25 protein-coding genes are annotated in these 23928 nt (G+C 64.4%); 6 read left to right on the forward strand and 19 right to left on the reverse strand.

The window, feature by feature from the left end:
- Window positions 1–155: 155 nt before the first annotated feature.
- The 5 genes from ACX17K_RS13065 to ACX17K_RS13085 form a co-directional block, all read right to left on the reverse strand.
- Window positions 156–503, reverse strand: a complete 348-nt coding sequence (locus ACX17K_RS13065) for a RidA family protein (protein WP_493775131.1) — start codon at window positions 501–503, stop codon at window positions 156–158.
- 59 nt (window positions 504–562) lie between these two features.
- Window positions 563–1705, reverse strand: a complete 1143-nt coding sequence (locus ACX17K_RS13070) for a trans-sulfuration enzyme family protein (protein ID WP_021478613.1) — start codon at window positions 1703–1705, stop codon at window positions 563–565.
- A gap of 59 nt (window positions 1706–1764) precedes the next feature.
- The gene (locus tag ACX17K_RS13075; RefSeq protein ID WP_493775132.1) at window positions 1765–3135 is read right to left on the reverse strand and encodes a pyridoxal-phosphate dependent enzyme; all 1371 of its coding nucleotides are present in this window, start codon (window positions 3133–3135) and stop codon (window positions 1765–1767) included.
- A 107-nt stretch (window positions 3136–3242) separates the two neighbouring features.
- Window positions 3243–4079 carry a methyltransferase domain-containing protein gene (locus ACX17K_RS13080; protein WP_493775133.1) on the reverse strand — a complete coding sequence of 279 codons (837 nt, stop codon included), beginning with the start codon at window positions 4077–4079 and terminating at the stop codon, window positions 3243–3245.
- A 170-nt stretch (window positions 4080–4249) separates the two neighbouring features.
- On the reverse strand, window positions 4250–5437 hold the full coding sequence (locus ACX17K_RS13085; protein ID WP_493775134.1) for a DesA family fatty acid desaturase: 1188 nt from the start codon (window positions 5435–5437) through the stop codon (window positions 4250–4252).
- A 160-nt stretch (window positions 5438–5597) separates the two neighbouring features.
- Between ACX17K_RS13085 and ACX17K_RS13090 the strand changes: the two genes are divergently transcribed.
- Complete coding sequence (locus ACX17K_RS13090; RefSeq protein WP_493775135.1) at window positions 5598–7199, forward strand: YdgA family protein; 1602 nt, start codon at window positions 5598–5600, stop codon at window positions 7197–7199.
- 60 nt (window positions 7200–7259) lie between these two features.
- Here ACX17K_RS13090 and bfr read toward each other — a convergent pair whose 3' ends face one another.
- Window positions 7260–7736, reverse strand: coding sequence for a bacterioferritin (gene bfr / locus ACX17K_RS13095; protein WP_046155655.1), 477 nt, complete (start codon window positions 7734–7736; stop codon window positions 7260–7262).
- A gap of 125 nt (window positions 7737–7861) precedes the next feature.
- On the reverse strand, window positions 7862–8062 hold the full coding sequence (locus tag ACX17K_RS13100; protein ID WP_021478607.1) for a (2Fe-2S)-binding protein: 201 nt from the start codon (window positions 8060–8062) through the stop codon (window positions 7862–7864).
- 60 nt (window positions 8063–8122) lie between these two features.
- Between ACX17K_RS13100 and ACX17K_RS13105 the strand changes: the two genes are divergently transcribed.
- The 3 genes from ACX17K_RS13105 to mnmA are packed head-to-tail and all read left to right on the forward strand — an operon-like array spanning window position 8123 to window position 10279.
- Entirely contained in the window at window positions 8123–8590 is a 468-nt protein-coding gene (locus ACX17K_RS13105; RefSeq protein ID WP_493775136.1) for an NUDIX hydrolase, read from the forward strand.
- A 22-nt stretch (window positions 8591–8612) separates the two neighbouring features.
- Window positions 8613–9206: a hypothetical protein gene (locus ACX17K_RS13110; RefSeq protein WP_493775137.1), complete on the forward strand. Its 594-nt coding sequence runs from the start codon at window positions 8613–8615 to the stop codon at window positions 9204–9206.
- Complete coding sequence (gene mnmA, locus ACX17K_RS13115) at window positions 9203–10279, forward strand: tRNA 2-thiouridine(34) synthase MnmA (RefSeq protein WP_331275043.1); 1077 nt, start codon at window positions 9203–9205, stop codon at window positions 10277–10279. Before ACX17K_RS13110 ends, mnmA begins: the two co-directional genes overlap by 4 nt.
- Before the next feature lie 50 nt (window positions 10280–10329).
- Here the strand turns inward: mnmA and ACX17K_RS13120 are convergent, their stop codons facing one another.
- On the reverse strand, window positions 10330–11577 hold the full coding sequence (locus tag ACX17K_RS13120) for an MFS transporter (RefSeq protein ID WP_493775138.1): 1248 nt from the start codon (window positions 11575–11577) through the stop codon (window positions 10330–10332).
- 100 nt (window positions 11578–11677) lie between these two features.
- Here ACX17K_RS13120 and ACX17K_RS13125 point away from each other — a divergent pair, with 100 nt between their 5' ends.
- Window positions 11678–12562 carry a LysR family transcriptional regulator gene (locus ACX17K_RS13125; protein WP_493775139.1) on the forward strand — a complete coding sequence of 295 codons (885 nt, stop codon included), beginning with the start codon at window positions 11678–11680 and terminating at the stop codon, window positions 12560–12562.
- On the opposite strand, the gene ACX17K_RS13130 is transcribed toward ACX17K_RS13125, so the two are convergent.
- Together ACX17K_RS13130 and ACX17K_RS13135 are read right to left on the reverse strand one after the other, a co-directional pair.
- Window positions 12559–13299 (reverse strand): SDR family oxidoreductase, encoded by a 741-nt coding sequence (locus tag ACX17K_RS13130; protein ID WP_493775140.1) that lies wholly within the window; start codon window positions 13297–13299, stop codon window positions 12559–12561. The two genes, ACX17K_RS13125 and ACX17K_RS13130, sit on opposite strands and share 4 nt — an antisense overlap.
- A 1-nt stretch (window position 13300) precedes the next feature.
- Window positions 13301–14191 carry a prephenate dehydrogenase gene (locus ACX17K_RS13135; RefSeq protein ID WP_493775141.1) on the reverse strand — a complete coding sequence of 297 codons (891 nt, stop codon included), beginning with the start codon at window positions 14189–14191 and terminating at the stop codon, window positions 13301–13303.
- An 81-nt stretch (window positions 14192–14272) separates the two neighbouring features.
- Here ACX17K_RS13135 and ACX17K_RS13140 point away from each other — a divergent pair, with 81 nt between their 5' ends.
- The gene (locus ACX17K_RS13140; protein WP_104947805.1) at window positions 14273–14533 is read left to right on the forward strand and encodes a DUF4936 family protein; all 261 of its coding nucleotides are present in this window, start codon (window positions 14273–14275) and stop codon (window positions 14531–14533) included.
- A gap of 173 nt (window positions 14534–14706) precedes the next feature.
- Here the strand turns inward: ACX17K_RS13140 and ACX17K_RS13145 are convergent, their stop codons facing one another.
- The 9 genes from ACX17K_RS13145 to plsX form a co-directional block, all read right to left on the reverse strand.
- Window positions 14707–15888 carry a dicarboxylate/amino acid:cation symporter gene (locus tag ACX17K_RS13145; protein WP_347751976.1) on the reverse strand — a complete coding sequence of 394 codons (1182 nt, stop codon included), beginning with the start codon at window positions 15886–15888 and terminating at the stop codon, window positions 14707–14709.
- A gap of 155 nt (window positions 15889–16043) precedes the next feature.
- Window positions 16044–16856 (reverse strand): aminodeoxychorismate lyase, encoded by an 813-nt coding sequence (gene pabC / locus ACX17K_RS13150; protein ID WP_493775142.1) that lies wholly within the window; start codon window positions 16854–16856, stop codon window positions 16044–16046.
- A complete protein-coding gene (locus tag ACX17K_RS13155) occupies window positions 16856–18148 on the reverse strand; it encodes an aminodeoxychorismate synthase component I (protein ID WP_493775143.1) in 1293 nt (430 codons plus the stop codon). The genes pabC and ACX17K_RS13155 overlap by 1 nt, the downstream gene beginning before the upstream one ends.
- A gap of 131 nt (window positions 18149–18279) precedes the next feature.
- Complete coding sequence (gene fabF / locus ACX17K_RS13160) at window positions 18280–19521, reverse strand: beta-ketoacyl-ACP synthase II (RefSeq protein ID WP_463088229.1); 1242 nt, start codon at window positions 19519–19521, stop codon at window positions 18280–18282.
- Between the two features lie 165 nt (window positions 19522–19686).
- Window positions 19687–19926: an acyl carrier protein gene (acpP, locus tag ACX17K_RS13165; RefSeq protein ID WP_043596572.1), complete on the reverse strand. Its 240-nt coding sequence runs from the start codon at window positions 19924–19926 to the stop codon at window positions 19687–19689.
- Window positions 19927–20036: 110 nt separating this feature from the next.
- On the reverse strand, window positions 20037–20774 hold the full coding sequence (gene fabG / locus ACX17K_RS13170; RefSeq protein WP_347751971.1) for a 3-oxoacyl-ACP reductase FabG: 738 nt from the start codon (window positions 20772–20774) through the stop codon (window positions 20037–20039).
- Window positions 20775–20865: 91 nt separating this feature from the next.
- The gene (fabD, locus tag ACX17K_RS13175) at window positions 20866–21795 is read right to left on the reverse strand and encodes an ACP S-malonyltransferase (protein WP_493775144.1); all 930 of its coding nucleotides are present in this window, start codon (window positions 21793–21795) and stop codon (window positions 20866–20868) included.
- Between the two features lie 125 nt (window positions 21796–21920).
- On the reverse strand, window positions 21921–22880 hold the full coding sequence (locus ACX17K_RS13180) for a beta-ketoacyl-ACP synthase III (RefSeq protein WP_493775145.1): 960 nt from the start codon (window positions 22878–22880) through the stop codon (window positions 21921–21923).
- A gap of 5 nt (window positions 22881–22885) precedes the next feature.
- Window positions 22886–23923: a phosphate acyltransferase PlsX gene (gene plsX / locus ACX17K_RS13185; protein WP_493775146.1), complete on the reverse strand. Its 1038-nt coding sequence runs from the start codon at window positions 23921–23923 to the stop codon at window positions 22886–22888.
- Window positions 23924–23928 lie beyond the last annotated feature (5 nt).

Here is a 23928-nt window from a genome sequence, read left to right on the forward strand (position 1 = left end):
AAAAGAAAATGGACAAGCGATTGCGCTATGGAATCAACAGATGAGCTGACGAAATGAAAAAGCCCGGAGCCTGCATTGCAGGTTCCGGGCTTTTGAACTTCGCCGGGTACGGCGTCGCCGCCGTCAATCCCCTGGCAAGATGGATGCGCGGCAAATCAGCGCGCGGCCACCAGCTTGATTTCCACTTTCCACGCCGGATTCGCCAGCTTGGCCTCCACCGTGGCACGGGCGGGCACGTTGCCGGCCGGCACCCAGGCGTCCCAGGCGGCGTTCATCGCGTCGTAGTCGGCCAGGCTGGCCAGGAAAATGGTGACGTCGACGATCTTGCTCTTGTCCGAATCCAGCTCTGCCAGCAAGGCGTCGATCTGAGCGAGCACATTCTCGGTCTGGCCGCGCGCGTCGGCGTCGGTGTTTTCCGGCACCTGGCCCGCCAGGAAGATCAGGCCATTGGTGACCACGGCTTCGGCCAGGCGGGCGCCCTGCTTGTGACGGTAAATGCTCATATCGTTCTCCTTATTGGATAAGTGGGTGGGCATGACGGCTGATTCTAGCGATAAAGCGCTCAGCTGTCCCGCTGCGCCCGCTCCAGATCCGCGATCAGCGCCGCTTCGCCCTCGACGCCGACCGACAGGCGGATCAGGTTGTCGTGTATGCCCAGCGCCGCGCGGCGCTCCGCCGGAATTGACGCATGGGTCATCGCCGCCGGCAGGCAGACCAGACTCTCGACGCCGCCCAGGCTCTCGGCCAGCGTGAACAGTTTCAGCCTGGACAGGAAGGCCTTGACGTCGCCCTTCAGGTAGAACGATACGATGCCGCCGTAGCCCTGCATCTGGCGGCGCGCCAGCTCATGCTGCGGATGGCTTTCCAGGCCCGGATACAACACCTTCTCCACCCAGGGCTGCGCCTCCAGCCAGCGCGCGATGGCCAGGCCGTTGCGGTTGTGCTGCTCGATGCGCAGCGCCAGCGTGCGCAGGCCGCGCAGCACCAGGAAGCTGGGGAAGGCATCCAGAATGGCGCCCACCGCGTTGTGCAGGAAGGCCAGCTGCTCGGCCAGTTCCGGCTTGTCGCGGCTGACTACGGCCACGCCGGCCACCACGTCGGAGTGGCCGTTCAGATACTTGGTGGCGGAGTGGACGACGATGTCGAAGCCGAAGTCCAGCGGCCGCTGGTTGACCGGCGAGGCGAAGGTGTTGTCGACCACTCCGATCAGATCATGGCGGCGGGCGATGGCGGACACTTGCTGCAGATCCACCAACTGGTTGAGCGGATTGGACGGCGTTTCCACCCAGATCATCCGCGTGTTCGGCCGGATCGCGGCCTCCAGCGCGGCGCTGTCCTCGGAGGCGACATAGGTCACCTCCAGATTGGCGCTGGCCTTGCGCACCTTCTCGAACAGGCGGTAGGTGCCGCCGTACAGATCATTGACCGCGATCAGGTGGCTGCCGGCAGGCAGCAGCTCCAGCACGGTGGAAATCGCCGCCAGGCCGGAACCGAAAGCGTAGCCGCGGACGCCGCCTTCCAGTTCGGCCACCGCGCGCTCCAGCGCCTCGCGGGTCGGGTTCTGCGAGCGGGAATACTCATAGCCGGTATGTTCGCCCGGCGCGCTCTGGCGGTAGGTGGAGGTGGCGTAGATCGGCGGCATCACCGCGCCGAACGGATCCTCATGGGCGCCTGCGGTCACGGCCAGGGTGTGGAAATCGGTCATGTTTTATCCTTTCTCAAAATCATGCGCCCCGGCGCATGGCGCCAGGGCGGAAAATCGGTTTAAGCAGCGCGCGGCTGGCGTCGCCAGAACGACAGCAGGTCCGCCTGGGTGATCAGGCCCAGATAGCGGCCCTTATCGACGATCAGCGCGATGTGGCCGTCGTTGAACACCTGCAGCAGATCTTGCAGCGAGGCCTGCGGCGACAGCGTGCGCACATGACTGCTCATCGCCGTGGCCACGGTCTGGCGGAAGTTTTCCGGCTCGCCGTGCACCGACAACAGCAGGTCCCACTCGTCCAGCACGCCGACCACCTTGTCGTCGTCCAGCACCGGCATCTGCGACACATCATGCAGCCGCATGCGCTGGTAAGCGACGTTGAGCGGTTCGTCCGAATGGCAAGACACAGTGCTGCCGTCTTGGTGGCGGCGGACGATCAGGTCGGTCAGGCCGCCCACCTCGGGCAGCCTCAGCATGCCCTGATCCACCAGCCAGTCGCGGTTGTACATCTTGGACAGATACTTGTTTCCGCTGTCGCACACCAACGTCACCACCCGCTTGGGCTCGGTCTGCTCGCGGCAGTAACGCAGCGCCGCCGCCAGCAGCGCGCCGGACGAGGAGCCAGCCAGGATGCCCTCGCTGCTCAGCAACTGCTGCGCGGTATCGAAACTTTCCTGATCGCTGATGCGGAAGGCGCGCTTCACCATCGACAGGTCGGTCAGCGGCGGGATGAAATCCTCGCCTATGCCCTCGATCAACCAGCTTCCGGCCTGGCCGAAACTGCCGGTCTCGACGTAGTCGGCCATCACCGAGCCCACCGGGTCGGCCAGCACGAAGGCGGTGGCCGGCGATTGCGCGCGGAAGAAACGGGTCAGGCCGGTCAACGTGCCGCTGGAGCCGACGCCGACCACCACCGCGTCCACTTCGCCGTTCATCTGGCGCAAAATCTCCGGTCCGGTAGTGGTTTCATGCGCCAGCGGATTGGCCGGATTGTTGAACTGATCGATGTAGTAAGCGCCCGGCGTCTCGCTGGCGATGCGCGCCGCCATGTCCTGGTAATACTCCGGATGGCCCTTGCCGACATCCGAGCGGGTCAGCACCACTTGGGCGCCCAAGGCCTGCAGGTGCAGAATCTTTTCCCGGCTCATCTTGTCCGGCACCACCAGCGTCAGCGGATAGCCCTTCTGCGCCGCCACCAGCGCGAGGCCGAGCCCGGTGTTGCCTGCGGTGGCCTCGATGATGGCGCCGCCGGGCTTCAGTTTGCCGTCGCGCTCGGCCGCCTCGATCATGGTCAGCGCGATGCGGTCCTTGATCGAGCCGCCCGGGTTATGGCTTTCCAGCTTCAGATACAGCTCGCACGGGCCGGTATCCAGATGGCTGACGCGGACCAGAGGCGTGTTGCCGATCAGCGATAAAACGGTATTGTCCTGCATTTCCATACTCCTGGCTATTTTAAAATTACTTTTAGTAATTTTTTGTTATATAAAAATTGCAAAATCTTCTACAAAATTGAAGTAGTCCTACTAAATATAATCAGCCTTCACACCACCGCACTGGCCTGCATGAAGCTGTAGAAGAATACCAGTTCCGGGTCGCTCCTAAGCAACCTTAATTCCCTTGTCATCGACTCGACCAGCTCGGCGTCCACCCTGCCCGCTTCTATCAATTGATCGGCGGCGGACAGCAAAAGCTCGGTCCAGTAGTCCAGCACCTGCTGGCGCCGGTGCGGCTCGCGGCTGTCCAGATGCCAGGTTTTCACCTTGGTCTCCACATGGCGAAAACCCAGTCGCATCAGGATATTGCCCAGCTTGGCGCCGACGAAGGGATCGCCGCCCACCGACAGCTGGTGGTCGTTGAAAGCCATCCAGTACTTTTGCAGATTGGCCGAATACGGCGCCAGGAAGAAGGTGGCGTTCATCGCCTCCGTCGCATACAGCCTAGCCCCGGGCTTCAGCACCCGCCGCACCTCGGCCAGCACGCGCTCCGGCGAGTGCACATGCTCGAGAATCCAGCACAGGAAGGCGCCGTCGAAGCTGGCGGGCGGGAAGTCCAGATCCTCGGCGTCCATGTGCAGCAGCGTCGCCCTGCCATGTTCGGGGCTGCCTTGCAAGCGCTGGCGCGCCACCGCCAGCTGCCGCTGGCTGAAATCCAGGCCGGTGATGTCCACCTCGGGGAAGCGGCGCAGCAGGATCTCGGTCTGCGCGCCCACGCCGCAACCGACCTCCAGCAACTTTTGCACGCCGGAAAAATCGACGTCGCGGTACACCATCGCCTCGGAAAAGCGCGCCTGGCGCACCAGCCTAGCCTGCTCGGTGGCGGAAAAACCGTGGATGTAGGGCAGATCGGACTGCGTCTGCGCCAATTGCAATGCACTCATCTCGATGACCTCGCTCGGATAGCAACAGGCCATCATTATATTTCTTTCAGCTATTTTGAAATCAAACTTTATTTTCTATTTGAATATAGAAAAAAACTCTAACAGCATGCCGGGCGATAAAAAACCCCGCATCGTCGGATGCGGGGTTGCGATGAAAACGGAATCAGGCGTCAGGCCAGCGCGGTCTGCCTCAGGTTCAGCGAGAAGCGCTGCAAGGCGGCGATGCCGGATGCTTCGGCGCGCGCGCACCAGTCCTGCAACTCCTGCAGCAATTGCTCGCGAGTCAGGCTGGAACGCTCCCACAGACGGGTCAGTTCCTGGCGCATATTGTAGATGGTGGCCAGCACGTGGCTCTGTTCCAGGATGCGGGCCAGCTGGTCGCGGTCGCACTCGGGCAGGTCTTTGGCGTCCTGCTTCAGCCACACCTTCATCTTCCGCGGCAGGTTGACCTGCGGCAGCTCGGGCAGGCTAAGCTTGGCCAATTCCGCGCCGCACTCGGCCTTCAGCTCGCGCGCGTAACGCGAAGCGATCGCGTAGCGGTTGGCGATGATGGCCTGCAGGTGCTCCAGATCCAGCTGCGGGCGCGACGGATCGTGGGCCAGTTGCGGCGCCACCTTGCGCACCTTGGCCAGCCCGCAGATTTCCAGCATGCGGATGTACATCCAGCCGATGTCGAACTCGTACCACTTGTACGACAGTTTGGCCGAGGTGCCGAAGGTATGGTGGTTGTTGTGCAGTTCCTCGCCGCCCACCAGGATCCCCCAAGGCACCAGATTGGTGGAAGCGTCCTCGTTCTCGAAGTTGCGGTAGCCCCAGAAGTGGCCCAGGCCGTTGATCACGCCGGCGGCCCAGAACGGAATCCATACCATCTGCACCGCCCAGATCGACAGGCCGATCGGTCCGAACAACGCCAGGTTGATGATCAGCATCAGCAAGATGCCTTTGGCATTGTGCTTGCTGTAGACATTGCGCTCCAGCCAGTCGTCAGGCGTGCCGTGGCCGAACTTGTCCATGATGGACTGGTCCTTGCAGGCGGCGCGGTATAGTTCGGCCCCTTCCCACAGCACCTTCTTGATGCCGAGCACCTGCGGGCTGTGCGGGTCTTCCTGGGTTTCGCAGCGCGCGTGGTGCTTGCGATGGATGGCCGCCCACTGCTTGGTGACCATGCCGGTGGTCAGCCACAACCAGAAACGGAAGAAGTGGCTGGGAATCGGGTGCAGGTCCAGCGCGCGGTGGGCCTGGTGGCGGTGCAGGAAAATCGTGACCGAGGCGATGGTGATGTGGGTCAGGATCAGGGCGGCGACGATATTGCCCCACCATGGCAGATCCAACAGACCGTTGAGCCAGTTCAGGTTCATGTATTCGATGCGTCCGTTGACTTAGAGACAAAGCTCTATTCTATAACAAGCCCTGCCGCCATGCAGAATCAAATTTTCCGGTCAAGCGCGCCGGGAGCGCATCCGCCGGTGCATTGGTGTACCATAGGGCATCATTTCACCCTAGTTCAGAAAAATACTAGTGTTGCCAAAACGTCGACTGATCATTGCCGGCGCCGCCATCGGCGGCTTGTTCGTCCTGTACGCGGGCTCCAGCTACTGGGCCGGCGTCAAGGCCGAGGAAACCTTGCAGGAGCAGTACCGGATGCTCTCCGGCCTGCCGCTGTTCAAGGTCAAATCGCATAGCTATCAGCGCGGCTGGTTCTCGTCCACCGAGACCACCGAGCTGGTGTTCAACCGCCATCTGTCCGGCCCGTACGAGAACATGCTGCCGGACAATATGAAGCCGCTGCTGAACTCCACGATCAAGTTCACCAACAACGTCAAGCACGGCCCGCTGCCGGGCCTGGCCGGCTTCGACTTCCGCCCGGGCCGCGCGCTGGTGCGCACCGAGTTCGCGATGAGCGACGCCACCCGCAAGACGCTGAAGACCTTCTTCGGCGACAAGGAGCCGATCGCCATCACCAACCGCATCGGTTTCGGCGGCGGCGGCCTGCTGGAAGTGGCGGTGCCCGCCTTCGACTACGAAGAGGCGCTGTCCGGCGTCAAGATGAAATGGAAAGGCTTCGATCTCAAGGTCGATTACGCCAACGGCTACAAGGAATACAAGACCGAGGCGCTGTCGCCGGGCTTCCTGCTGGAAGCCGCCAGCAAGGGCAGCATCTCGTTCGAAGGCGTGCGCTACGTGTCCGACATGCGCCCGGGCAACACCGGCATCAAGCTCGGCACCAGCGAACTGACCATAGGCAACGTTCAGCTGAGCTCGCGTGAAAGCGTGCCGTACAGCATCAAGCTGAACGAGCTGATCTACCTGATGACCCGCGTCCGCGTCGGCGAGTTCGTCAACCCGTCCGGCGAATTCAAGCCGTCGTCGGTGGTGCTGAAGAACTTCAGTTACCAGATCGTCACCAGCGAGCAGGACGAGTTCGTCAACACCCGCGGCAAGGTGAACTTCGCCGAACTGAGCTTCAACGCCAACCGCTACGGCCCGCTGCGGCTGGACGTGTCCGCCAACCACCTGCACGGCCCGACGCTGGTGAAGCTGGACAAGGCGATCAGCGAGATTCCGTTCGAAGGCGTGGACCCGGCGGTGCTGCGCAAGCAGTACGTCGACACCATCAAGAAGAACGCGATCCCGCTGCTGCAAAACAATCCCAAGCTGCTGATCAACGAGTTCTACCTGAAGATGCCGGCCGGCGAGGCCAAGCTGCAGGGCAGCCTGGGCATCAACGGCTTCACCCCGGCCGACCTGAACGACATCACGCAGCTGGCCAAGCGCATCGAGGCCGACGCCAAGCTGAGCCTGCCGCGCCAGACGCTGGAAGAACTGGTGCTGACCCAGGCCCGCAACCTGTTCACTGTCGACCAGAGCGCCGAAGATCAGCCGAACATGCAGGAAGTGGAAGACCTGGCCAGAAGCCTGCTGGACAGCCAGCTGACGCAATGGAAATCAGGCGGTTACCTGGTGGAGGACAACGGCCAGATTTCCACCGATCTGAAATACGATGCCAAGGGCCTGACCATACACCAGCAGAAGGTGCCGCTGCCGTGGGAGGAGCACGAAGAAACCATCGACGCCTCCGCTCCCGCCGCGGAGCCGGCCAAACCTGCGGCGAAAAAATAAGCCAGGCACAAAAAAGGGGCTGTCGCAACGACAGCCCTTTTTCTTTTGCTCCGCCCGGAATCAGGAAGCGTCTTCCATCTGGCTTTGCAGGTAGTTCTGCAGGCCGACCTTCTCGATCAGGCCCAGCTGGGTTTCCAGCCAGTCCACGTGCTCTTCCTCGCTCTCCAGGATGTCCTCCAGCATGTCGCGGCTGACGTAGTCCTTGGAGGTTTCACAGTAGGCGATGGCCTCGCGCAGCAGCGGCAGCGCCTCCAGCTCCAGCTTCAGGTCGCACTCCAGCATTTCCTTCGGATTTTCGCCGATGTGCAGCTTGCCCAGGTCCTGCAGATTGGGCAGCCCTTCCAGGAACAGCACGCGCTCGATCAGCTTGTCGGCGTGCTTCATTTCGTCGATGGATTCTTCGTATTCGTGCTCGTTCAGCTTCTTCAGACCCCAGTTCTTGTACATGCGGGCATGCAGGAAGTACTGGTTGATCGCGGTGAGCTCGTTCTTGAGAATCTGGTTCAGGTACTTGATGACCTTCTTGTCGCCTTGCATGTCACGTTCTCCTGAAAAATCGTTCAGGCATTATGGCACAGCAGACGCATAGCTCAAGGCATAAATGGGAATAGCCAGCTCGCCGGCTGGCATGAGGAGCGGCGCTCCGCCCCTTTGGGAGAAGATCAGGCGGCGGTACGGGCCACCGAGCAGACGGTCAGTTCGCTTTGCGCGTCCTTGCGTATCTGATTGGCCATGCAGGCGCACTTGCCGCAATCGGAGGCTACGCCCAATTCCCGACGCAGGTCGCACATGCGCGTGGCACCGCCATGAACCGCCTGGCGGATCTGGCTGTCGGTCACTGCATTGCACAAGCAGACATACATCGGAAGCCCCCTCTGGCTTACAATCAAGAATAATTATCATCATCATAGAAACAAACAAGAATGATTGTCAATAACAAAGAACGTCAATGGAAGCCGAATGCAACAGTCGCCGCCATCATCGAGCGCGACGGCCGCTTCCTGATGATCGAGGAGGAGACGCCGTCCGGCCTGCGGCTCAACCAGCCCGCCGGCCACCTGGAGCAAGGCGAAACGCTGCTGCAGGCGGTGGCACGCGAGGCCCTCGAAGAAAGCGGCTGGCTGTTCACGCCGCGCGGGCTCACCGGCATCTACCTGGCTGACGCCCAGGACGGCGACATCACCTATATGCGCTTCGCCTTCCACGGCGACGCCGTCCCGCCCGCCTCCCCGCCGCGGCTGGACGAGGGCATCGTCGCCGTGCACTGGCTGGCCTACGAAGACATCGCCTCACAGGCGGCGCGGCTGCGCAGCCCGGTGGTGCTGCAATGCCTGGCAGACTATCTCAATGGCATCGCGTATCCTCTGCAACTGATACGCGACCTGCGCTGACCCGCCCGCCACAGGATGCCCGATGCGACTATTGATGCCGCTGCTGCTTGCCCTGCTCCTTCCCGCCGCGCGCGCCGACGGGCTAAACATCTGTTATCATTACGGATGTTCCAGACACGCCCAATTCGACATCTCCGACGAGGAGCATGACTGGCTGGCCGCGCGCATGGGCCGCTCCGACTCCGCCGCGTCCGAGCGCGAAGCGGTGTCCGACGCCGTGCTGACGCTGTACCGCATCGCCGCGCGCGCGACGCCGATCTGGCAGGACAAGGGCGGCAATTTCCGCGATGGCCCGGCTGAAGGCCGGATGGACTGCGTGGACCACAGCAGCAACGTCACCACTTTCCTCAACTACCTGCAGCGGCAGGGATGGTTGAAATTCCACCGCGCGGCGCCACCTGAATGGCGGGCGCCGTGGATTCTGGATCTGCACTACACCGGCGTGCTGCACGACAACGCCGCCAATCAGGACTGGGCGGTGGACACCTGGTTCAAGGATTTCGGGGAACCGCCCGTGGTGGTTCCCCTTTCAGTTTGGATGACGGGATACGAGCCTCCGGCCGTATCCGAGCCTGTCAAACAGGCAAGCAAAAGCAAGGAAGGAAAGGCCCCGTGACGGGTAAGAAACGCATAGTCGTCGGCATGTCCGGCGGCGTGGATTCGTCGGTGACCGCCTGGCTGCTGAAGCAGCAAGGCCATGAAGTGATCGGCGTGTTCATGCAGAACTGGGAAGACGACAACGACGACGAGTACTGCTCGATCAAGCAGGACGCGCTGGACGCGATGAGCGTGGCCGACATCGTCGGCATCGACATGGAAATCGTCAATTTCGCCAAGGAATACAAGGACCGCGTGTTCTCGTACTTCCTGAAGGAATACTCGGCCGGCCGCACGCCGAACCCGGACGTGCTGTGCAACGCCGAGATCAAGTTCAAGGCCTTCCTCGACTACGCGATGGAGCTGGGCGCCGACTGCATCGCCACCGGCCACTACGCGCGCAAGCTGGAACAGGACGGCACCCACTACCTGATGAAGGCGGTGGACCACACCAAGGACCAAAGCTACTTCCTGTACCGCCTGCAGCAGCATCAGCTGGCCAAGGCTATCTTCCCGCTGGGCGACATCCGCAAGACCGAAGTGCGCCAGCTGGCCGAGCAGGCCGGTCTGCCCACCGCGGCCAAGAAAGACTCCACCGGCATCTGCTTCATCGGCGAGCGCCCGTTCCGCGAGTTCCTGCAGCGCTACCTGCCCACCTCGCCCGGCCAGATGGTGACCCCGGACGGCAAAGTGGTGGGCGAGCACATCGGCCTGATGTACTACACGCTGGGCCAGCGCAAGGGCCTGACCATAGGCGGTTCCCGCGACGGCAACGGCGAGCCGTGGTTCGTCGCCGGCAAGGACATTCCTGGCAACAGGCTGATCGTGGTCCAGGGCCACGACCACCCGCTGCTGCTGAAGCCGACGCTGGCGATGGCCGACCTCAGCTGGACGCTGCCTGATGCGCCGCAGCCTGGCGAATACAGCGCCAAGAACCGCTACCGGATGACGGACGCCGCCTGTTCGCTGTCGCCCATCGTCGACGGCCAGGCCACGCTCACCTTCGCGGAAAAGCAATGGGCGGTGACGCCGGGCCAGTCTGCCGTGCTCTACCATGGCGACATCTGCCTGGGCGGCGGCATCATCCGCTAAGCCCCGCAAATAAAAAAGCCCCGCGTCGCGGGGCTTTTTTCATGAGCCGCTCAAGCCTGCGGCAAGGGCTGCAGCCGCCTCAGCCACAGGCTGACGCCCAGCTGGACCAGCAAAACCAGCGCCAGCGCCGTTGCCACGCCATGCCAGCCGCCGCGCCCCCACATCAGGCCTGACATCGAGCCGAACACGCTGGAACCCAGATAATAGGCAGTCAGATACAGCGCCGAGGCCAGCGCCCTGCCCTCCCGGGCCCTCAGGCCCACCCAGCTGCTGGCCACCGAATGGGCGGCGAAGAAGCCGAAGGTGAACAGCGCCACACCCGGCACCAGCAGCCATAAGGTATCGCCCAGCGTCAGCAGCAGTCCCGCCAGCATCATCAGCACCATCATCCACAACACGTTGCGCCGGCCCAGGCCATCGGCCAGACGCCCCACCCAGGCGGATGACCAGATGCCCACCACATACAGCGAGAACACCAGCGCCAGTGCGCTCTGGCTCAGATGGAACGGCGCGGCCAGCAGGCGGAAGCCCAGGTAGTTGTACAGGCTGACGAAACAGCCCATCAGCAGGAAGGCGGTGAGGAACAGCCAGGGCAGTCCGCCGTCGCGCAGCATCCCGCGCAGTTCGCGCCCCATGCGGGCGAAGTCGTGGCGGCGCGGCTGGAAATGGCGCGAGGCCGGCAGCCAGCGCCAGAACTGCCAGGCGCCGACGCCGCCGATCACGGCCAACGCCAGCACCGCGCCGCGCCAGCCTACGTGGTCGGCCAGCAGCGAGGCCAGCAGCCGGCCGCACATGCCGCCCAGCGCGTTGCCGGCGATGTACAGCCCCATCGAGTGGCCGAGCGACTTGGCATCCACCTCCTCGCTCAAATAGGCCATCGCCACCGCCGGCAAGCCGGCCATCACCAGGCCGAACACCGCCCGCAATTGCAGAAAAGCGCCGAAGCCGGCGACAAAGGCCGACATCAGCATCAAGACCGCGCCCAGCGCCAGCGCCAGGTTCATCAGCGCCCGGCGGCCGAAACGGTCGGCCAGCAAGCTGGCCGGAATCAGCGCCAGCGCCAGGCCGCCGGTGGACATCGACACCACGCCGCTGGCCGCGGCCGGCGTCAGCGAGAAATCATGGGCGAACAGCGGCATCAAGGGCTGGGTGCCGTAAACCATGGCGAAAGTGCAGAAACCGCCGACGAACATCGCCCGCGCGGTGGAGCGGAAAGCCGGCGTGCCGGCATGAAGCTTGCCGGATGGCGAAACGGAATCAGGCTGGCTGTCTTGCAGCGTAACGGAGGGGGCGGACACGGCATCAATCTCTTCTTCAACGACACCGTCAGCTTAGGCTTGGGAAAAACCTCAGTCCAATATATATTTAAACCATGATTAATACTTTTAAAGTATCAATATGGAACTGCGCCATCTGCGCTACTTCATCGCCGTAGCCGAAGAGCTGCACTTCACCCGCGCCGCCGAGCGGCTGCACATCGGCCAGCCGCCGCTGAGCCAGCAGATCCAGTCGCTGGAGGCCGAGCTGGGCGCGCCGCTGTTCCGCCGCCACCAGCGCAAGGTGGAGCTCACCGCCGCCGGGCTGCAACTGCTGCCACGCGCAAGGCAGATCCTGGCCGACAGCGCGGCGGCCGCCTCCGCCGTGCGCCGCGCCGCCGACGGCGAAACCGGCGAGCTGCGCATCGGCTTCACTTCGTCATTGCCGCTGACGCCCATCCTGCACCACAGCCTGCAGCATTATCGGCGAGACTATCCCGCGGTCAGGCTGACGCTGAGCGAAATGTTCACCGCCGGCCAATTCGACGCACTGGAACGCCGCCAGCTGGACCTGGGCTTCGTCCGTTTCAACGGCCCAACGCCCAGCCCCTTGATCCGGGTGGAAGAGCTGCACCGCGACCGTTTGCTGGCGGTGGTGCCCAGCGCCCATCCGCTGGCCGCGGAAAAAACGCTGCCGCTGAGGCGGCTGGCCGGCGAGCCGCTGATCGGCTATCCGCGCGAATCCGGCTCCGGCCTCAGCGATGTGGTGCGCCAGCTGGCGCTGCAGAACGGGCTGGAATTGAGAATGGTGCAGGAGGCGGGCGAGGCGATCACCCAGATCGGCCTGGTCGCGGCCGGCGTCGGCATCGCCATCCTGCCCTCACCTCTGGAATGCGTGCAGATACCGGCGGTGCGCTACGTGCCGCTGTCGGATGACGGCGCTTATCTGTCCATGGGCATCGCCGTCCGCCGCGACGAGAGCTCGCCCTTGGTGGCCAATTTCCTGGCCGGGGTGCGAGGAGACTAACGGCCGCCCGACACGTCCAGCAGGCTGCCGGTGCAGAACGAGGCGGCGTCGGACAGCAGCCAGGCAATGGCCTCGGCCACCTCTTCCGGCTGGCCGCCGCGCCGCAGCGGCACTGTCGGCGCCAGTCGCGCCACGCGGCCCGCCTCGCCGCTGGAGGCGTGGATATCGGTTGCGATCAGGCCGGGGCGCACCGCGTTGACGCGGATGCCCTCTTCCGCCACTTCGCGCGCCAGGCCCAGGGTCAGCGTGTCGATCGCGCCCTTGCTGGCGGCGTAATCGATGTATTCGCCGGCGGAGCCCAGCCTCGACGCGGCCGAGGACACGTTGACGATGGCGCCGCCGTCGCCGCCGCGGCGGGTGGACATGCGCCGCACCGCTTCGCGGCAGCACAGCAGCGGCCCCAGCACATTGACGCGCAACACCCGCTCCACCCGCTCGGCGCTGTAATCCTCCAGCCGGCACATCGGCGCGGTAACGCCGGCGTTGTTGACCAGCCCGTCCAGCCGCCCGTAATGGCACATCGCGTCGTCGAACAGCCTGACGATGGCCTTTTCCTCGGACGCGTCGGCGCGGAACAACTGCACCGCCTCGCCCAGCTCAGCCTTCAACGCGGCGGCGCTGGCCTCGTCCGAACGATAATTGGCGGCCACCCGCCAACCGGCGGCGACCAGCAAGCGCGTGGTCGCCGCGCCGATTCCGCGCGTGCCGCCGGTCACCAAGGCCACTTTGCCGTCCATCCTAGCCTCTCCTCAAGAATTGCTGATGCCAGCGCGTGCGCGCGGCGCGCGCTTCGCCGAACAAACGGTTCAGGCCCTCCGCGTCGCCGGCTTCCAGCAACGCTGCCATCCGGTCCAGGCCCGCGCGGTAGTCGGCCAGCTCGGCCAGCAGCGCGTCGCGGTTGGCCAGGCTGATGTCGGTCCACATTTCAGGGTGGCTGCCGGCGATGCGGGTGAAATCGCGGAAGCCGGTGGCGGCGAAATCGAAGCAACGCTCGGCGTTCGCCTTGGCCGCTACCCGATCCACGTAGGAAAAAGCCAGCAGATGCGGCAGGTGGCTGACGCTGGCGAACACCGCATCATGCTCGGCCGCGTCCATGCAATGGATTTCCGCGCCGCAGGCGCGCCACAGCTCCGCCACCGTCTCCGCCGCCTCGGGCGCGGTTTCCGCCAGCGGCGTCAGCACCACGCGGCGGTTTTCGTACAAACCGTACTGGGCCGCCACCGCGCCCGACATATCGGAGCCGGCGATCGGGTGGGCCGGCACGCACCACGGCAGATGATCGGGCAAGTGCTGGCGGTACAGCGCGGCCACGTCGCTCTTGGTGCTGCCGCCATCGGTCACCACCGAGCCTGGCCGCAAGCCCGGCGCCAGCCCCGCCATCAACGCGCCCATCTGGCCCACCGGCGAGGCCAGCAGCACCATGTCGGCGCGATGGGCGACGGCGCCGATGTCCCGGCTGATCTCGTCCGCCACGCCCAGCGTCAGCGCTTTTTCCAGATTGGCCAGCGTGCGCCCGACGCCGATCACGGTCTTCACCCTGCCGGCGCGCTTGAGCGCCAGCGCGAACGAGCCGCCGATCAGGCCGACGCCCGCCACCACCAGGGTGTCTATCTGCTGCTGCACCTGCATCCCCCTTGTCCTGCCGCCACTTGCGCGGCGAGAAGGTCTATCATAAACAATTTTGCCGCCATGGCCAGTCTGGAGATTTGGATGACCGCGACGCTGTATTGTTATTTCAAGGCGCCTTCCGAGCCTGAAACCGTGCTGGGCCGATTCCGCGCGCTGCAGATGGAGCTGGCCGCCGCCGGCTGGACCGGCGAACTGCTGCGCCGCTGCGACGACGCCGACACCTGGATGGAGGTCTACCCCGGCATCGCCGACCGCGACGCATTCCGCTCGGCCTGGCAGGCGGCCCGCCTGCGCCACGGCCTGTCGCTGCCGGCCAGCGAGGAATGGTTCCAGCCGCTATAGCCGCAAAACGGGCGGGCAAGAAAAAGCCGGGCGCGCGGCCCGGCCAAAAACAAACACGATTAACGAGAGAAACCGAAACCCCCGCGCTGAGGCGGCAGCCAAACGGTCAGGCGAACACTATAACCAGCGCCGCCCATTCCCCCAAATCACTTGTTCTGCTTAGCAAATCACCGTCAGCCGCGCTGGACGGCCGCCTCGCCGGCTGGCTGCGGAGCACGGCCCACCAGGCGGTCCACCCACAGCGCGACCACGCCGTCGCCGGCCACATTGCAGGCGGTGCCGAAGCTGTCCTGCGCCAGATAGAGCGCGATCATCAGCGCCAGGCTGGCCTCGGGGAAGCCCAATACGCTGGACAGGATGCCCAGCGCCGACATCACGCCGCCGCCCGGCGCGCCCGGGGCGGCCACCATGGTCACGCCCAGCAGCAGGATGAAGGGCAGCATCACGTCCCAGCCCGGCACTTCCAGACCATGGGTCATCAGCATCACCGCGGTGGCGCAGCTAACCAGGGTGATGGTGGAGCCGCACAGATGGATGGTGGCGCACAGAGGCATCACGAAATTCACCACCGGCGGCGACACCTTCATATTGCCGGCCGAGCGCAGCGCCACCGGGATGGTGGCGGCGGACGACATGGTGCCCAGCGCGGTGAAATAGGCCGGCAGCATCGCGCGCAGCAGCGACAGCGGATTGCGGCCCAGCAGCGTGCCGCTGGCGCCGTACAGCACGGCCAGCCACAGCCAGTGCAGGGCAATCGCCATCAGCAACACCACGCCGAAGGTTTTCAGCGTGGCGAAGGCGGTGCCGGCGGCGGCCATGTCGGCGAACTCGCAGGCGATGTAGGCCGGCAGCAGCGGCACCAACACGCGCGCCAGCACCATCTCGACGATATCCTTGCCCTGATCGGCGATCTCGCGCAGCCGAGCCGCGCCGGTGGCGGCGATGCCCAGGCCGAAGACGAAGGCCAGCATCAGCGCCGTCATCACGTCGAACAGCGGCTTGATCTCCAGCTTGAACAACGGCGCCAGCTTGTCGGCGGCGGCCGGAACGGCTGCGGCCTCGCCCAGCCATTGCGGCAGAAATGTGGACGCCGCGGCGAAAGCCAGCACGCCGGACAGAATGGTGGACGCGTAAGCCAGCCCCACGGTCCAACCCAGCATGCGGCCGGAGCCGGTCTCCAGCGCGGCGATGCCGCTCATGATGTAGAACACGATGATCAGCGGGATCATGAAGCCGATGAACTGGCTGAACAGTCCTTTGAAAGTCAGCATCAGCGTCAGCAGCGGTCCGGGCGCGTACAGGCCCAGCAGCAGGCCGATCGCCATGCCGGCCAGCAGTTTGAGAATCAATTTCACAGGCAACCTCTTCCGGGTTATCCAGCCCGCCGCGCCTGGCGCGACGCCGGACAAAACCCGTCCGCTCCGGCGCGATCGGATCGATTCGGAAGAAGAGAGGGAGCCGGCCGGCGCGGCAAGCGGAACATCGCGCCGACGTTCCCCGGCGCCATGCATCAGGCTTGTTGTAGTAAGGCTTGCCGCAATGCCTGCAGCAAAGGTGAAGGCATCCAGACGCGCTCGCCCAGGCGAGCCAGCGGCCAGATGCCCATCAGGCTATTGGAGAGAAACACCGCGTCAGCGTCAATCAAATCGGCGGCGGAAAGTCGCTTTTCTGAAAATTTAAGTCCGAAATTTGAAACATTGTCCGTCAACCAATCCCGCACCGCGCCGTTCACGCCGCAGCGATCCAGCAAAGGGGTCAGGATCTCCCCCTCCCGCAGCAGGTAGACATTGCTCATCGTGCCCTCGGCCAGCCAGCCATCCTGATCCAGCAGCAGGCCTTCCCGTATCGCCGGGTCGTTCCATTCGGACCGCGCCAGCACGCTCTCCAGCCGGTTCAGGTGCTTGACGCCGGCCAGGCGCGGCTGCAGCGACAGCCTCAGCTCGCACCAGCGCGCCTCGACGCCCCGCTCGCCGCATTCCGCCGGATAACCGGCCCACGGCACCGCCGATACGATGCGTGTCGGCGCGCCGGCGCCGGCCATCGCGTAGCCGCGCGCGCCGACGCCGCGGGTGATCACGATCTTGCCCACCGCCAATGCGTGTTCGCGGCCCAGCGCCATCAACTCGTCCAACAACAGTTGCTCGTCCGGCAGCGTCAGCGCCAGCCGCGCGGCGTCATCCGCCAGCCGCGCGTACTGCCAGCGCCACATCCATGGCCGGCCGTGGCGCAGCTGCATGGTGCGGAACACGCCGTCGCCGTAGTTGAAGCCGCGGTCCAGCGCCGAGACCGCCTCGCCCGGCAGGCCGTTGACCAGCATCGCCATCAGGCCTGCTCCACGCCCAGCGCCCTGAGCAGGCCGCGCGCCTTGTGGCGGGTTTCCTGCAATTCGCGCTCGGGGTCGGAATCGGCGACGATGCCGCCGCCGGCGCGGAAGCGCAGCTTGCCGCCTTCCTGCATGAAGGTGCGGATCAGAATGTTGAAGTCCATGGTGCCGTCGCGGTTCAGATAGCCGAGGCTGCCGGTATAGGCGCGGCGCGCGCTGTTTTCCAGCTCGCGGATGATCTGCATGGTCCTCACCTTGGGACAGCCGGTGATGGTGCCGCCGGGGAACAGCGCGCGCAGCACGTCCGCCGGCGCGACGTCGTCGCGCAGCTTGCCGCGGACATTGGATTCGATGTGATGGACGTAGGCATAGCTGGCCACCGCCATCAGTTCGTTGACTTCCACCGTGCCCGGATGGCTGATGCGGCCCAGATCATTGCGCTCCAGATCGATCAGCATCACGTGCTCGGCGCGCTCCTTGATGCTGGTGATCAGCCGCTTCTTCAGCTCGGCGTCCTCGGCCGGATCGGTCGAACGCGGATGGGTGCCGGCGATCGGCCGGGTCTCGGCCCAGCCGTCCCTCACCCTCACCAAGCGCTCCGGCGAGGAGCTGACGATCTGCGCGTCGCCGAAGTCCGCCAGCGCCGAGAACGGCGCAGGATTGGCGCGGCGCAGCGCGGCGAACAGATCGGGCGCGGCGATGCCCTCGGCCAGCTCGGCCCGCCAGCCGCGCGAAATGTTCACTTGGAACACGTCGCCCTCGTAGATGTAACGCTTGAGGCGTGCCACCGCGTCGGTGTACCACTCGGGCGGATCTTCCTCCAGGCCGGCCAGCGCCACCGGCTTGGGCGCGAAAGCAGGCTTGGCCGCCACCAGCCGTTCCAGCGCGTGCCAGTCGTCGGCGGTCTCGCCGACCAGCCAGGCTTCGTTTTTGGCGCGGTCCACCAGCACCGCGGCCGGCGCGCGCGCCCATACCGCCAATGGGAAGCTGTCCGGCAGGGCGGCGGGCACATGCGGCTCGAACTCCGACAACAGATCGTAAGCGAGATAGACGAACCAGCCGCCGACAAAAGGCAGGCCGTGCGGATTGGACACCGCCTGCGGCCGGAATCCGCGAACCTCGTCGAGGAAAGCCTGCCCCTCGCCCGCCATGAACACGCGCCGCTCGCCCTGCATCAGCAGCAGATCCCAGCCGCTGTCGCCGGACGATTGCATCAGATAGGGAAAGTGCTCCCGGTCAGCCGCGTGCAGCGCCAGCAGATCGGGAATGAAGTCGAGTTTCTGAGTGAACATCTACTGTCCTGGGCCGGCAAGGCCCGGCACTGATTTGCAACACCGCCGCCCGCCTTGAGCGGCGGCGAAAAAAGAAAAACCGCTGCGAGTGTAACGCAGCGGTTCGCTCTGTCAATCGCCTGCGGCGACGATCAGACCCGTTTGAACACCAGGGTGCCGTTGGTTCCGCCGAAACCGAAGGAGTTGGAAATGCCCACCTCGATCTTCATGTCGCGCGCGGTGTTGGCCACGTAATCCAGATCGCAGCCAGCCTCCAGATCCTGCTCGACCAGATTGATGGTCGGCGGGGATACCTGGTTGTGGATCGCCAGGATGGTGTAGATCGCCTCCACGCCGCCGGCGCCGCCCAGCAAGTGGCCGGTCATCGACTTGGTGGAGTTGACCACCAGCTTCTTGGCGTGATCCCCGAAAGCCATCTTGATGGCAGTCGTTTCATTGGCGTCGCCCAGCGGGGTGGACGTGCCGTGGGCGTTCACGTACTGCACCGCGTCGGCGTTGATGCCGGCGTCGCGCAGCGCGTTGCTCACGCCGCGCGCCGGACCTTCGGAGCTGGGCGCGGTGATGTGGTGCGCGTCCGAGCTCATGCCGAAGCCGATCAGCTCGGCATAGATCTTGGCGCCGCGCTTCACCGCATGCTCATACTCTTCCAGCACCAGCACGCCGGCGCCCTCGCCCATCACGAAACCGTCGCGGCCCTTGTCCCACGGACGGGAGGCGGCCTCGGGGTCGTCGTTGCGGGTGGACATCGCCTTCATCGCGGCGAAGCCGCCGATGCCCAGGCGCGAAACCGCGCCCTCGGCGCCGCCGGCCACCATCACATCGGCGTCGCCGTACTGAATCAGGCGAGCGGCGTCGCCGATGCAGTGCGCGCCGGTGGTGCAGGCGGACACGATGCCGTAGCTGGGGCCTTGATAGCCCTTCAGGATGGAGACCTGGCCGGCGATCAGGTTGATCAGCGAGCCCGGGATGAAGAACGGGCCGATCTTGCGCGGGCCGCCCTCCATCAGCGCCACGCCGGTCTCCTCGATCAGCGGCAAGCCGCCGATGCCGGAACCGATATTGACGCCGACGCGGGTCTTGTCCAGGCCCGGAATGTCATCCAGCCCGGCGTCGGCGACGGCCTGCAGGGCCGCGGCGATGCCGTAATGGATAAACAGGTCGTTGCGGCGCGCTTCCTTCGGCGAGATATAGTCGCCGATATTGAAGTCCTTGACCTCGCCCGCGATCTGGCAAGCCATGTCGCTGGCGTCGAATCGGGTGATCTTGGCGATGCCGCTCTTGCCGGCCAACAGGTTGGCCCAGCCGGTGGCGACATCATTGCCGACCGGGGACACATGGCCCAGGCCGGTGACTACTACTCTGCGTTTGGACACGAAGAATCTCCGTGATAGATGGGAGGGCAGTCTCCCGATGAAACCACGCGCGTCTGACAAGCACAAGCCAGGTTCAAACGCGCGTTTGGAACCTTCTTAACAAAAGAACCTCTGCAGGCGAGCCGAAGCCACACCACGCAGAGGTCCTGGTCCCGAAAAGAGGGATTACTTGTTCAGATGGCCAGTCACGTAGTCGATGGCTTGTTGAACGGTGGTGATCTTCTCGGCTTCTTCGTCCGGGATCTCGCACTCGAATTCTTCTTCCAGTGCCATCACCAGTTCAACGGTATCCAGGGAATCGGCGCCCAGATCGTCGACGAAAGAGCTTTCCACCTTGATTTCGGCTTCGTTCACGCCCAGTTGCTCGGCAACGATCTTCTTGACGCGCGCTTCGATGTTTTCCATTTGTTTAAACCCTTGACCTTTCTGATTCGGGATCACAAAACCCCGGTATTCTACAAAAAAAAATTAGAGCAGCCTACCTAAATCTCTATCCGGCGCCAGCCGGACAGGAATTAAGGCATCAGCATGCCGCCATTCACGTGCAAAGTCTGGCCCGTAATGTAGGATGCCCGGTCCGACGCCAGGAATACCACGGCATCGGCGATGTCCTTGGCATCACCCAAACGGCCCAGCGAAATCTGTCCAACCAGCGCCTCGCGCTGCGCTTCCGGCAGCGCGCGGGTCATGTCGGTGTCGATGAAGCCCGGAGCCACGCAGTTGACGGTGATGTTGCGGCTGCCGACCTCGCGAGCCATCGACTTGGTGAAGCCGATGATGCCCGCCTTGGCGGCCGCGTAGTTGGCCTGGCCGGCATTGCCCATCGCGCCCACCACAGAGGCGATGTTGATGATGCGGCCGCTGCGGGCCTTCATCATACCGCGCATCACCGCCTTGGAGGTTTTGAACACCGACTTCAGGTTGGTGTCCATGATGGCGTCCCAGTCCTCATCCTTCATCCGCATCAGGAGGCCGTCGCGGGTGATGCCGGCATTGTTCACCAACACCGCCACCGCGCCGAATTCCTTCTCCACCGATTCGATCAGCGCGTCGACTGCGCCCTCCTCGGTGACGTTCAGCACGCGGCCGGCGCCGCCGGCGGCCGACAAGCGCTCATGAATGGAGGCCGCGCCGGATTCCGACGTGGCGGTGCCGATGACCACCGCGCCCTCGGCGGCCAGCGCGTCGGCGATCGCCGCGCCTATGCCGCGCGAGGCGCCGGTCACCAGCGCCACTTTGCCTTGCAGACTCATCAATGTGTCTCCTTATTGTCAACGCCCCGCCCGGCTCTCGCCGAAGGGGGCGATGGCGGTCCGGCCCAAGCCGGCCCGCCGGAATGTCGCGTCAAGCCAGCTCTTCGCGCGCGGCTTCCAGCGCCGCGCGGTCGGTCAGCGCCAGGCATTTGACGTTGCCGTCGATGCGCTTGGCCAGGCCAGCCAGCACCTTGCCCGGGCCGCACTCGGCCATCATGGTGACGCCATCCGCAGCCAGCTTCTGGATGGTTTCTGTCCAGCGCACCGGCATGTACAACTGGCGGGTCAGCGCGTCGCGGATTTGCGACGCGTCGTTGTAACTGGCCACATCGGCGTTGTGCAGCACCGGAATAGCCGGCGCGCTCAAGTGCACGCCCTGCAGCGCCTCGGCCAGGCGCTCTGCGGCCGGCCGCATCAGCGAGCAATGCGACGGCACCGATACCGGCAGCGGCAGCGCGCGCTTGGCGCCCTTGGCCTTGCACAGATCCATCGCCCGCTCGACCGCCCCCTTGTTTCCGGCGATCACCACCTGGCCCGGGGAGTTGAAGTTGACGGCTTCCACCACCTCGTCCTGGGCGGCTTCCGCGCAGGCGGCGCGGATGTCGTCGTCGGACAGATTGAGAATGGCGGCCATCGCGCCGACGCCGGCCGGCACCGCGGCCTGCATCGCCTCGGCTCGCAGGCGCACCAGCTTCACCGCCTCGGCGAACGGCAACGCGCCGGCGGCCACCAGGGCGGTGTATTCGCCCAGGCTATGGCCGGCCACGATGGACGGCTGCTTGCCGTTCAACTCCTGCCATGCCAGATACGTGGCGTAGCCGGCGGCCAGCATGATGGGCTGGGTGTTCACGGTGGCATTGATCGCGTCGGCGCCATCCACCTGCAGCATCGCCCACAGGTCCAGCGACAGCGTGTCGGACGCCTCTTCGAAAGTATGCTGCACCACGGGCAGGTCGGCGAAGCCGTCCATCATTTTCAGACTCTGCGAGCCCTGTCCCGGAAAAAGAAAAGCAAAAGCCATAGTCGACTCCACAGAATTCGACGCAAAGGATGACGCAAAGCGGCCGCTCGCGCCACGCCGCCGATCAATAAACGTTGTCATTATCGGCGATCATGCGGCGAAAAAGCCACTTTGCGGAATTCCAATCAGTAGGTCAGCAGCACAGCGCCCCAGGCGAAGCCACCGCCGATGCCTTCCAGCATCACGGTCTGGCCGCGCTGGATGCGTCCATCCCGCACCGCGGCGTCCAGCGCCAGCGGAATGGAAGCGGCCGAAGTGTTGCCCTGCTCAGGCAGGGTGACGACAACCTTATCCATCGGCAGGCCCAAATGCTTGGCGGTGGATTCGATGATGCGCAGGTTGGCCTGGTGCGGCACCAGCCAATCCAGATCGGCCTTGTCCACGCCGGCCTCCGCCAGCGTGGCGGCGGCGATTTCGGACAGCGACTTGACGGCGAACTTGAATACGGCCGGGCCGTCCATGTGCAGATAGGGCATGCCCTGAATCTTGCCGCCGGAGATTTGCGCCGGAGTATTCAGCAAGCCCTGATAACGGCCGTCGGCCGCCAGCTTGGCATGCAGGATGCCGGGCTCGTCGGATGCGCCCAGCACCACCGCGCCGGCGCCGTCGCCGAACAGCACGCAGGTCCGGCGATCATCCCAGTCCAGCACGCGCGACATGATTTCGGCGCCGATCACCAGCGCCTTCTTCGACATGCCGCTCTTGATGTAGGCATTGGCGGTGGCCAGCGCGTAAGCGAAGCCGGCGCACACCGCCTGCACGTCGAAAGCCGGCACGCCGGGCAAACCCAGCTTCTCCTGCAAGATGCAGGCGGTGCTGGGGAAAATCATGTCGGGAGTGGTGGTGGCGACGATGATCAGGTCGATCTCGCCCTTGTCGATGCCGGCGCTGGCGATGGCGGCTTCCGCCGCCCTCAGCGCCAGATCGCTGGTCTTGTGCCCTTCGTCGGCAATATGGCGCGCGCGGATGCCGGTGCGAGAGACAATCCACTCGTCGCTGGTTTCCACCCGTTCGGCCAATTGCGCATTGGTGAGCACCTGGGACGGCAGGAAGCTGCCAGTGCCGAGAATGCGGGAATAGCCCATATGTTTCAGTTCGCTTCCGCCTCGGATTGCTTGAGGTTGTCTAGTTGTTTGGCAACCCGATCGGCGATGTGTGCAATCACGTCGGAACCGGCCTCCTCGCATGCCTGCGCCAACGCGTAACGAAATCCCGTGACATCGGCGCCGCCGTGGCTTTTCACCACGATGCCGCGCAGGCCCAGCAAGCTGGCCCCATTGTAGCGGCGCGGATCGATGCGCTTCTTGAAAAGGCCCAGCACCGGCAGCGCGGCCAACGCGCACAAGCGCGTCCACCAGCTGCGGCCGAACTCTTCCTTCAGGAATACGGCGAACATGTGCGCCAGCCCCTCAGCTGTCTTGAGCGCCACGTTGCCGGTAAAACCATCGCAGACTACCACATCGGTCGTGCCCTTGCAGATGTCGTCGCCCTCCACGTTGCCGTAGAAATTCAGCTCCGACTGGCGCAACAGCTCGGCAGTCTTCTTGATATTGTCGTTGCCCTTGATATCTTCGCTGCCGATATTCAACAGGCCGACGGAAGGATTGGCCTTGCCTTGCAGGCAGGCCACCAGCTCGGAACCCATGATGCCGAACTGCAAAAGTTGTTCTGGGGTGCAATCGACATTGGCGCCCAGATCCAGCACGCAGGAAGTGCCCTTGACATTGGGCAGCAGCTTGGCGATGGCGGGACGGTCGATGCCCGGAATGGTCTTGAGGACGAAGCGGGCGGTAGCCATCAGCGCGCCGGTGTTGCCGGCGGAAATGGCGGCCTGCGCCTTGCCTTCCTTGACCAGATTGATCGCCACCCGCATCGACGAATCTTTTTTATTCTTGAGGGCGAGCTGAGGCGCCTCGTCCATGCCCACCACTTGGGTGGCATGCTGGATGAGGATGCGCTCACGCACGGCGCCATCGTGCAGGGCCAATTCAGCCTCCAGGGCTGGCTGGTCGCCTACGAGAATCAGATGGATGTCGGGGTGGTCTTGCAGGAATTGGATCGATGCCGGGACGGTAACCTTGAGGCCAACGTCACCGCCCATAGCATCAACCGCGACGGTGATAGTCATCAACG

Source organism: Chromobacterium sp. INPA-IVC, from assembly GCF_059047085.1.

What these genes read in the sequence shown, in the direction of transcription:
- ACX17K_RS13065 (WP_493775131.1), bottom strand. Translation starts at nt 503, where the DNA reads ATGAGCATTTACCGTCACAAGCAGGGCGCCCGCCTGGCCGAAGCCGTG.
- ACX17K_RS13070 (WP_021478613.1), bottom strand. Translation starts at nt 1,705, where the DNA reads ATGACCGATTTCCACACCCTGGCCGTGACCGCAGGCGCCCATGAGGAT.
- ACX17K_RS13075 (WP_493775132.1), bottom strand. Translation starts at nt 3,135, where the DNA reads ATGCAGGACAATACCGTTTTATCGCTGATCGGCAACACGCCTCTGGTC.
- ACX17K_RS13080 (WP_493775133.1), bottom strand. Translation starts at nt 4,079, where the DNA reads ATGAGTGCATTGCAATTGGCGCAGACGCAGTCCGATCTGCCCTACATC.
- ACX17K_RS13085 (WP_493775134.1), bottom strand. Translation starts at nt 5,437, where the DNA reads ATGAACCTGAACTGGCTCAACGGTCTGTTGGATCTGCCATGGTGGGGC.
- bfr (WP_046155655.1), bottom strand. Translation starts at nt 7,736, where the DNA reads ATGCAAGGCGACAAGAAGGTCATCAAGTACCTGAACCAGATTCTCAAG.
- ACX17K_RS13100 (WP_021478607.1), bottom strand. Translation starts at nt 8,062, where the DNA reads ATGTATGTCTGCTTGTGCAATGCAGTGACCGACAGCCAGATCCGCCAG.
- ACX17K_RS13105 (WP_493775136.1), top strand. Translation starts at nt 8,123, where the DNA reads ATGATTGTCAATAACAAAGAACGTCAATGGAAGCCGAATGCAACAGTC.
- ACX17K_RS13110 (WP_493775137.1), top strand. Translation starts at nt 8,613, where the DNA reads ATGCGACTATTGATGCCGCTGCTGCTTGCCCTGCTCCTTCCCGCCGCG.
- ACX17K_RS13125 (WP_493775139.1), top strand. Translation starts at nt 11,678, where the DNA reads ATGGAACTGCGCCATCTGCGCTACTTCATCGCCGTAGCCGAAGAGCTG.
- ACX17K_RS13130 (WP_493775140.1), bottom strand. Translation starts at nt 13,299, where the DNA reads ATGGACGGCAAAGTGGCCTTGGTGACCGGCGGCACGCGCGGAATCGGC.
- ACX17K_RS13135 (WP_493775141.1), bottom strand. Translation starts at nt 14,191, where the DNA reads ATGCAGGTGCAGCAGCAGATAGACACCCTGGTGGTGGCGGGCGTCGGC.
- ACX17K_RS13140 (WP_104947805.1), top strand. Translation starts at nt 14,273, where the DNA reads ATGACCGCGACGCTGTATTGTTATTTCAAGGCGCCTTCCGAGCCTGAA.
- pabC (WP_493775142.1), bottom strand. Translation starts at nt 16,856, where the DNA reads ATGGCGATGCTGGTCAACGGCCTGCCGGGCGAGGCGGTCTCGGCGCTG.
- ACX17K_RS13155 (WP_493775143.1), bottom strand. Translation starts at nt 18,148, where the DNA reads ATGTTCACTCAGAAACTCGACTTCATTCCCGATCTGCTGGCGCTGCAC.
- acpP (WP_043596572.1), bottom strand. Translation starts at nt 19,926, where the DNA reads ATGGAAAACATCGAAGCGCGCGTCAAGAAGATCGTTGCCGAGCAACTG.
- fabG (WP_347751971.1), bottom strand. Translation starts at nt 20,774, where the DNA reads ATGAGTCTGCAAGGCAAAGTGGCGCTGGTGACCGGCGCCTCGCGCGGC.
- fabD (WP_493775144.1), bottom strand. Translation starts at nt 21,795, where the DNA reads ATGGCTTTTGCTTTTCTTTTTCCGGGACAGGGCTCGCAGAGTCTGAAA.
- ACX17K_RS13180 (WP_493775145.1), bottom strand. Translation starts at nt 22,880, where the DNA reads ATGGGCTATTCCCGCATTCTCGGCACTGGCAGCTTCCTGCCGTCCCAG.
- plsX (WP_493775146.1), bottom strand. Translation starts at nt 23,923, where the DNA reads ATGACTATCACCGTCGCGGTTGATGCTATGGGCGGTGACGTTGGCCTC.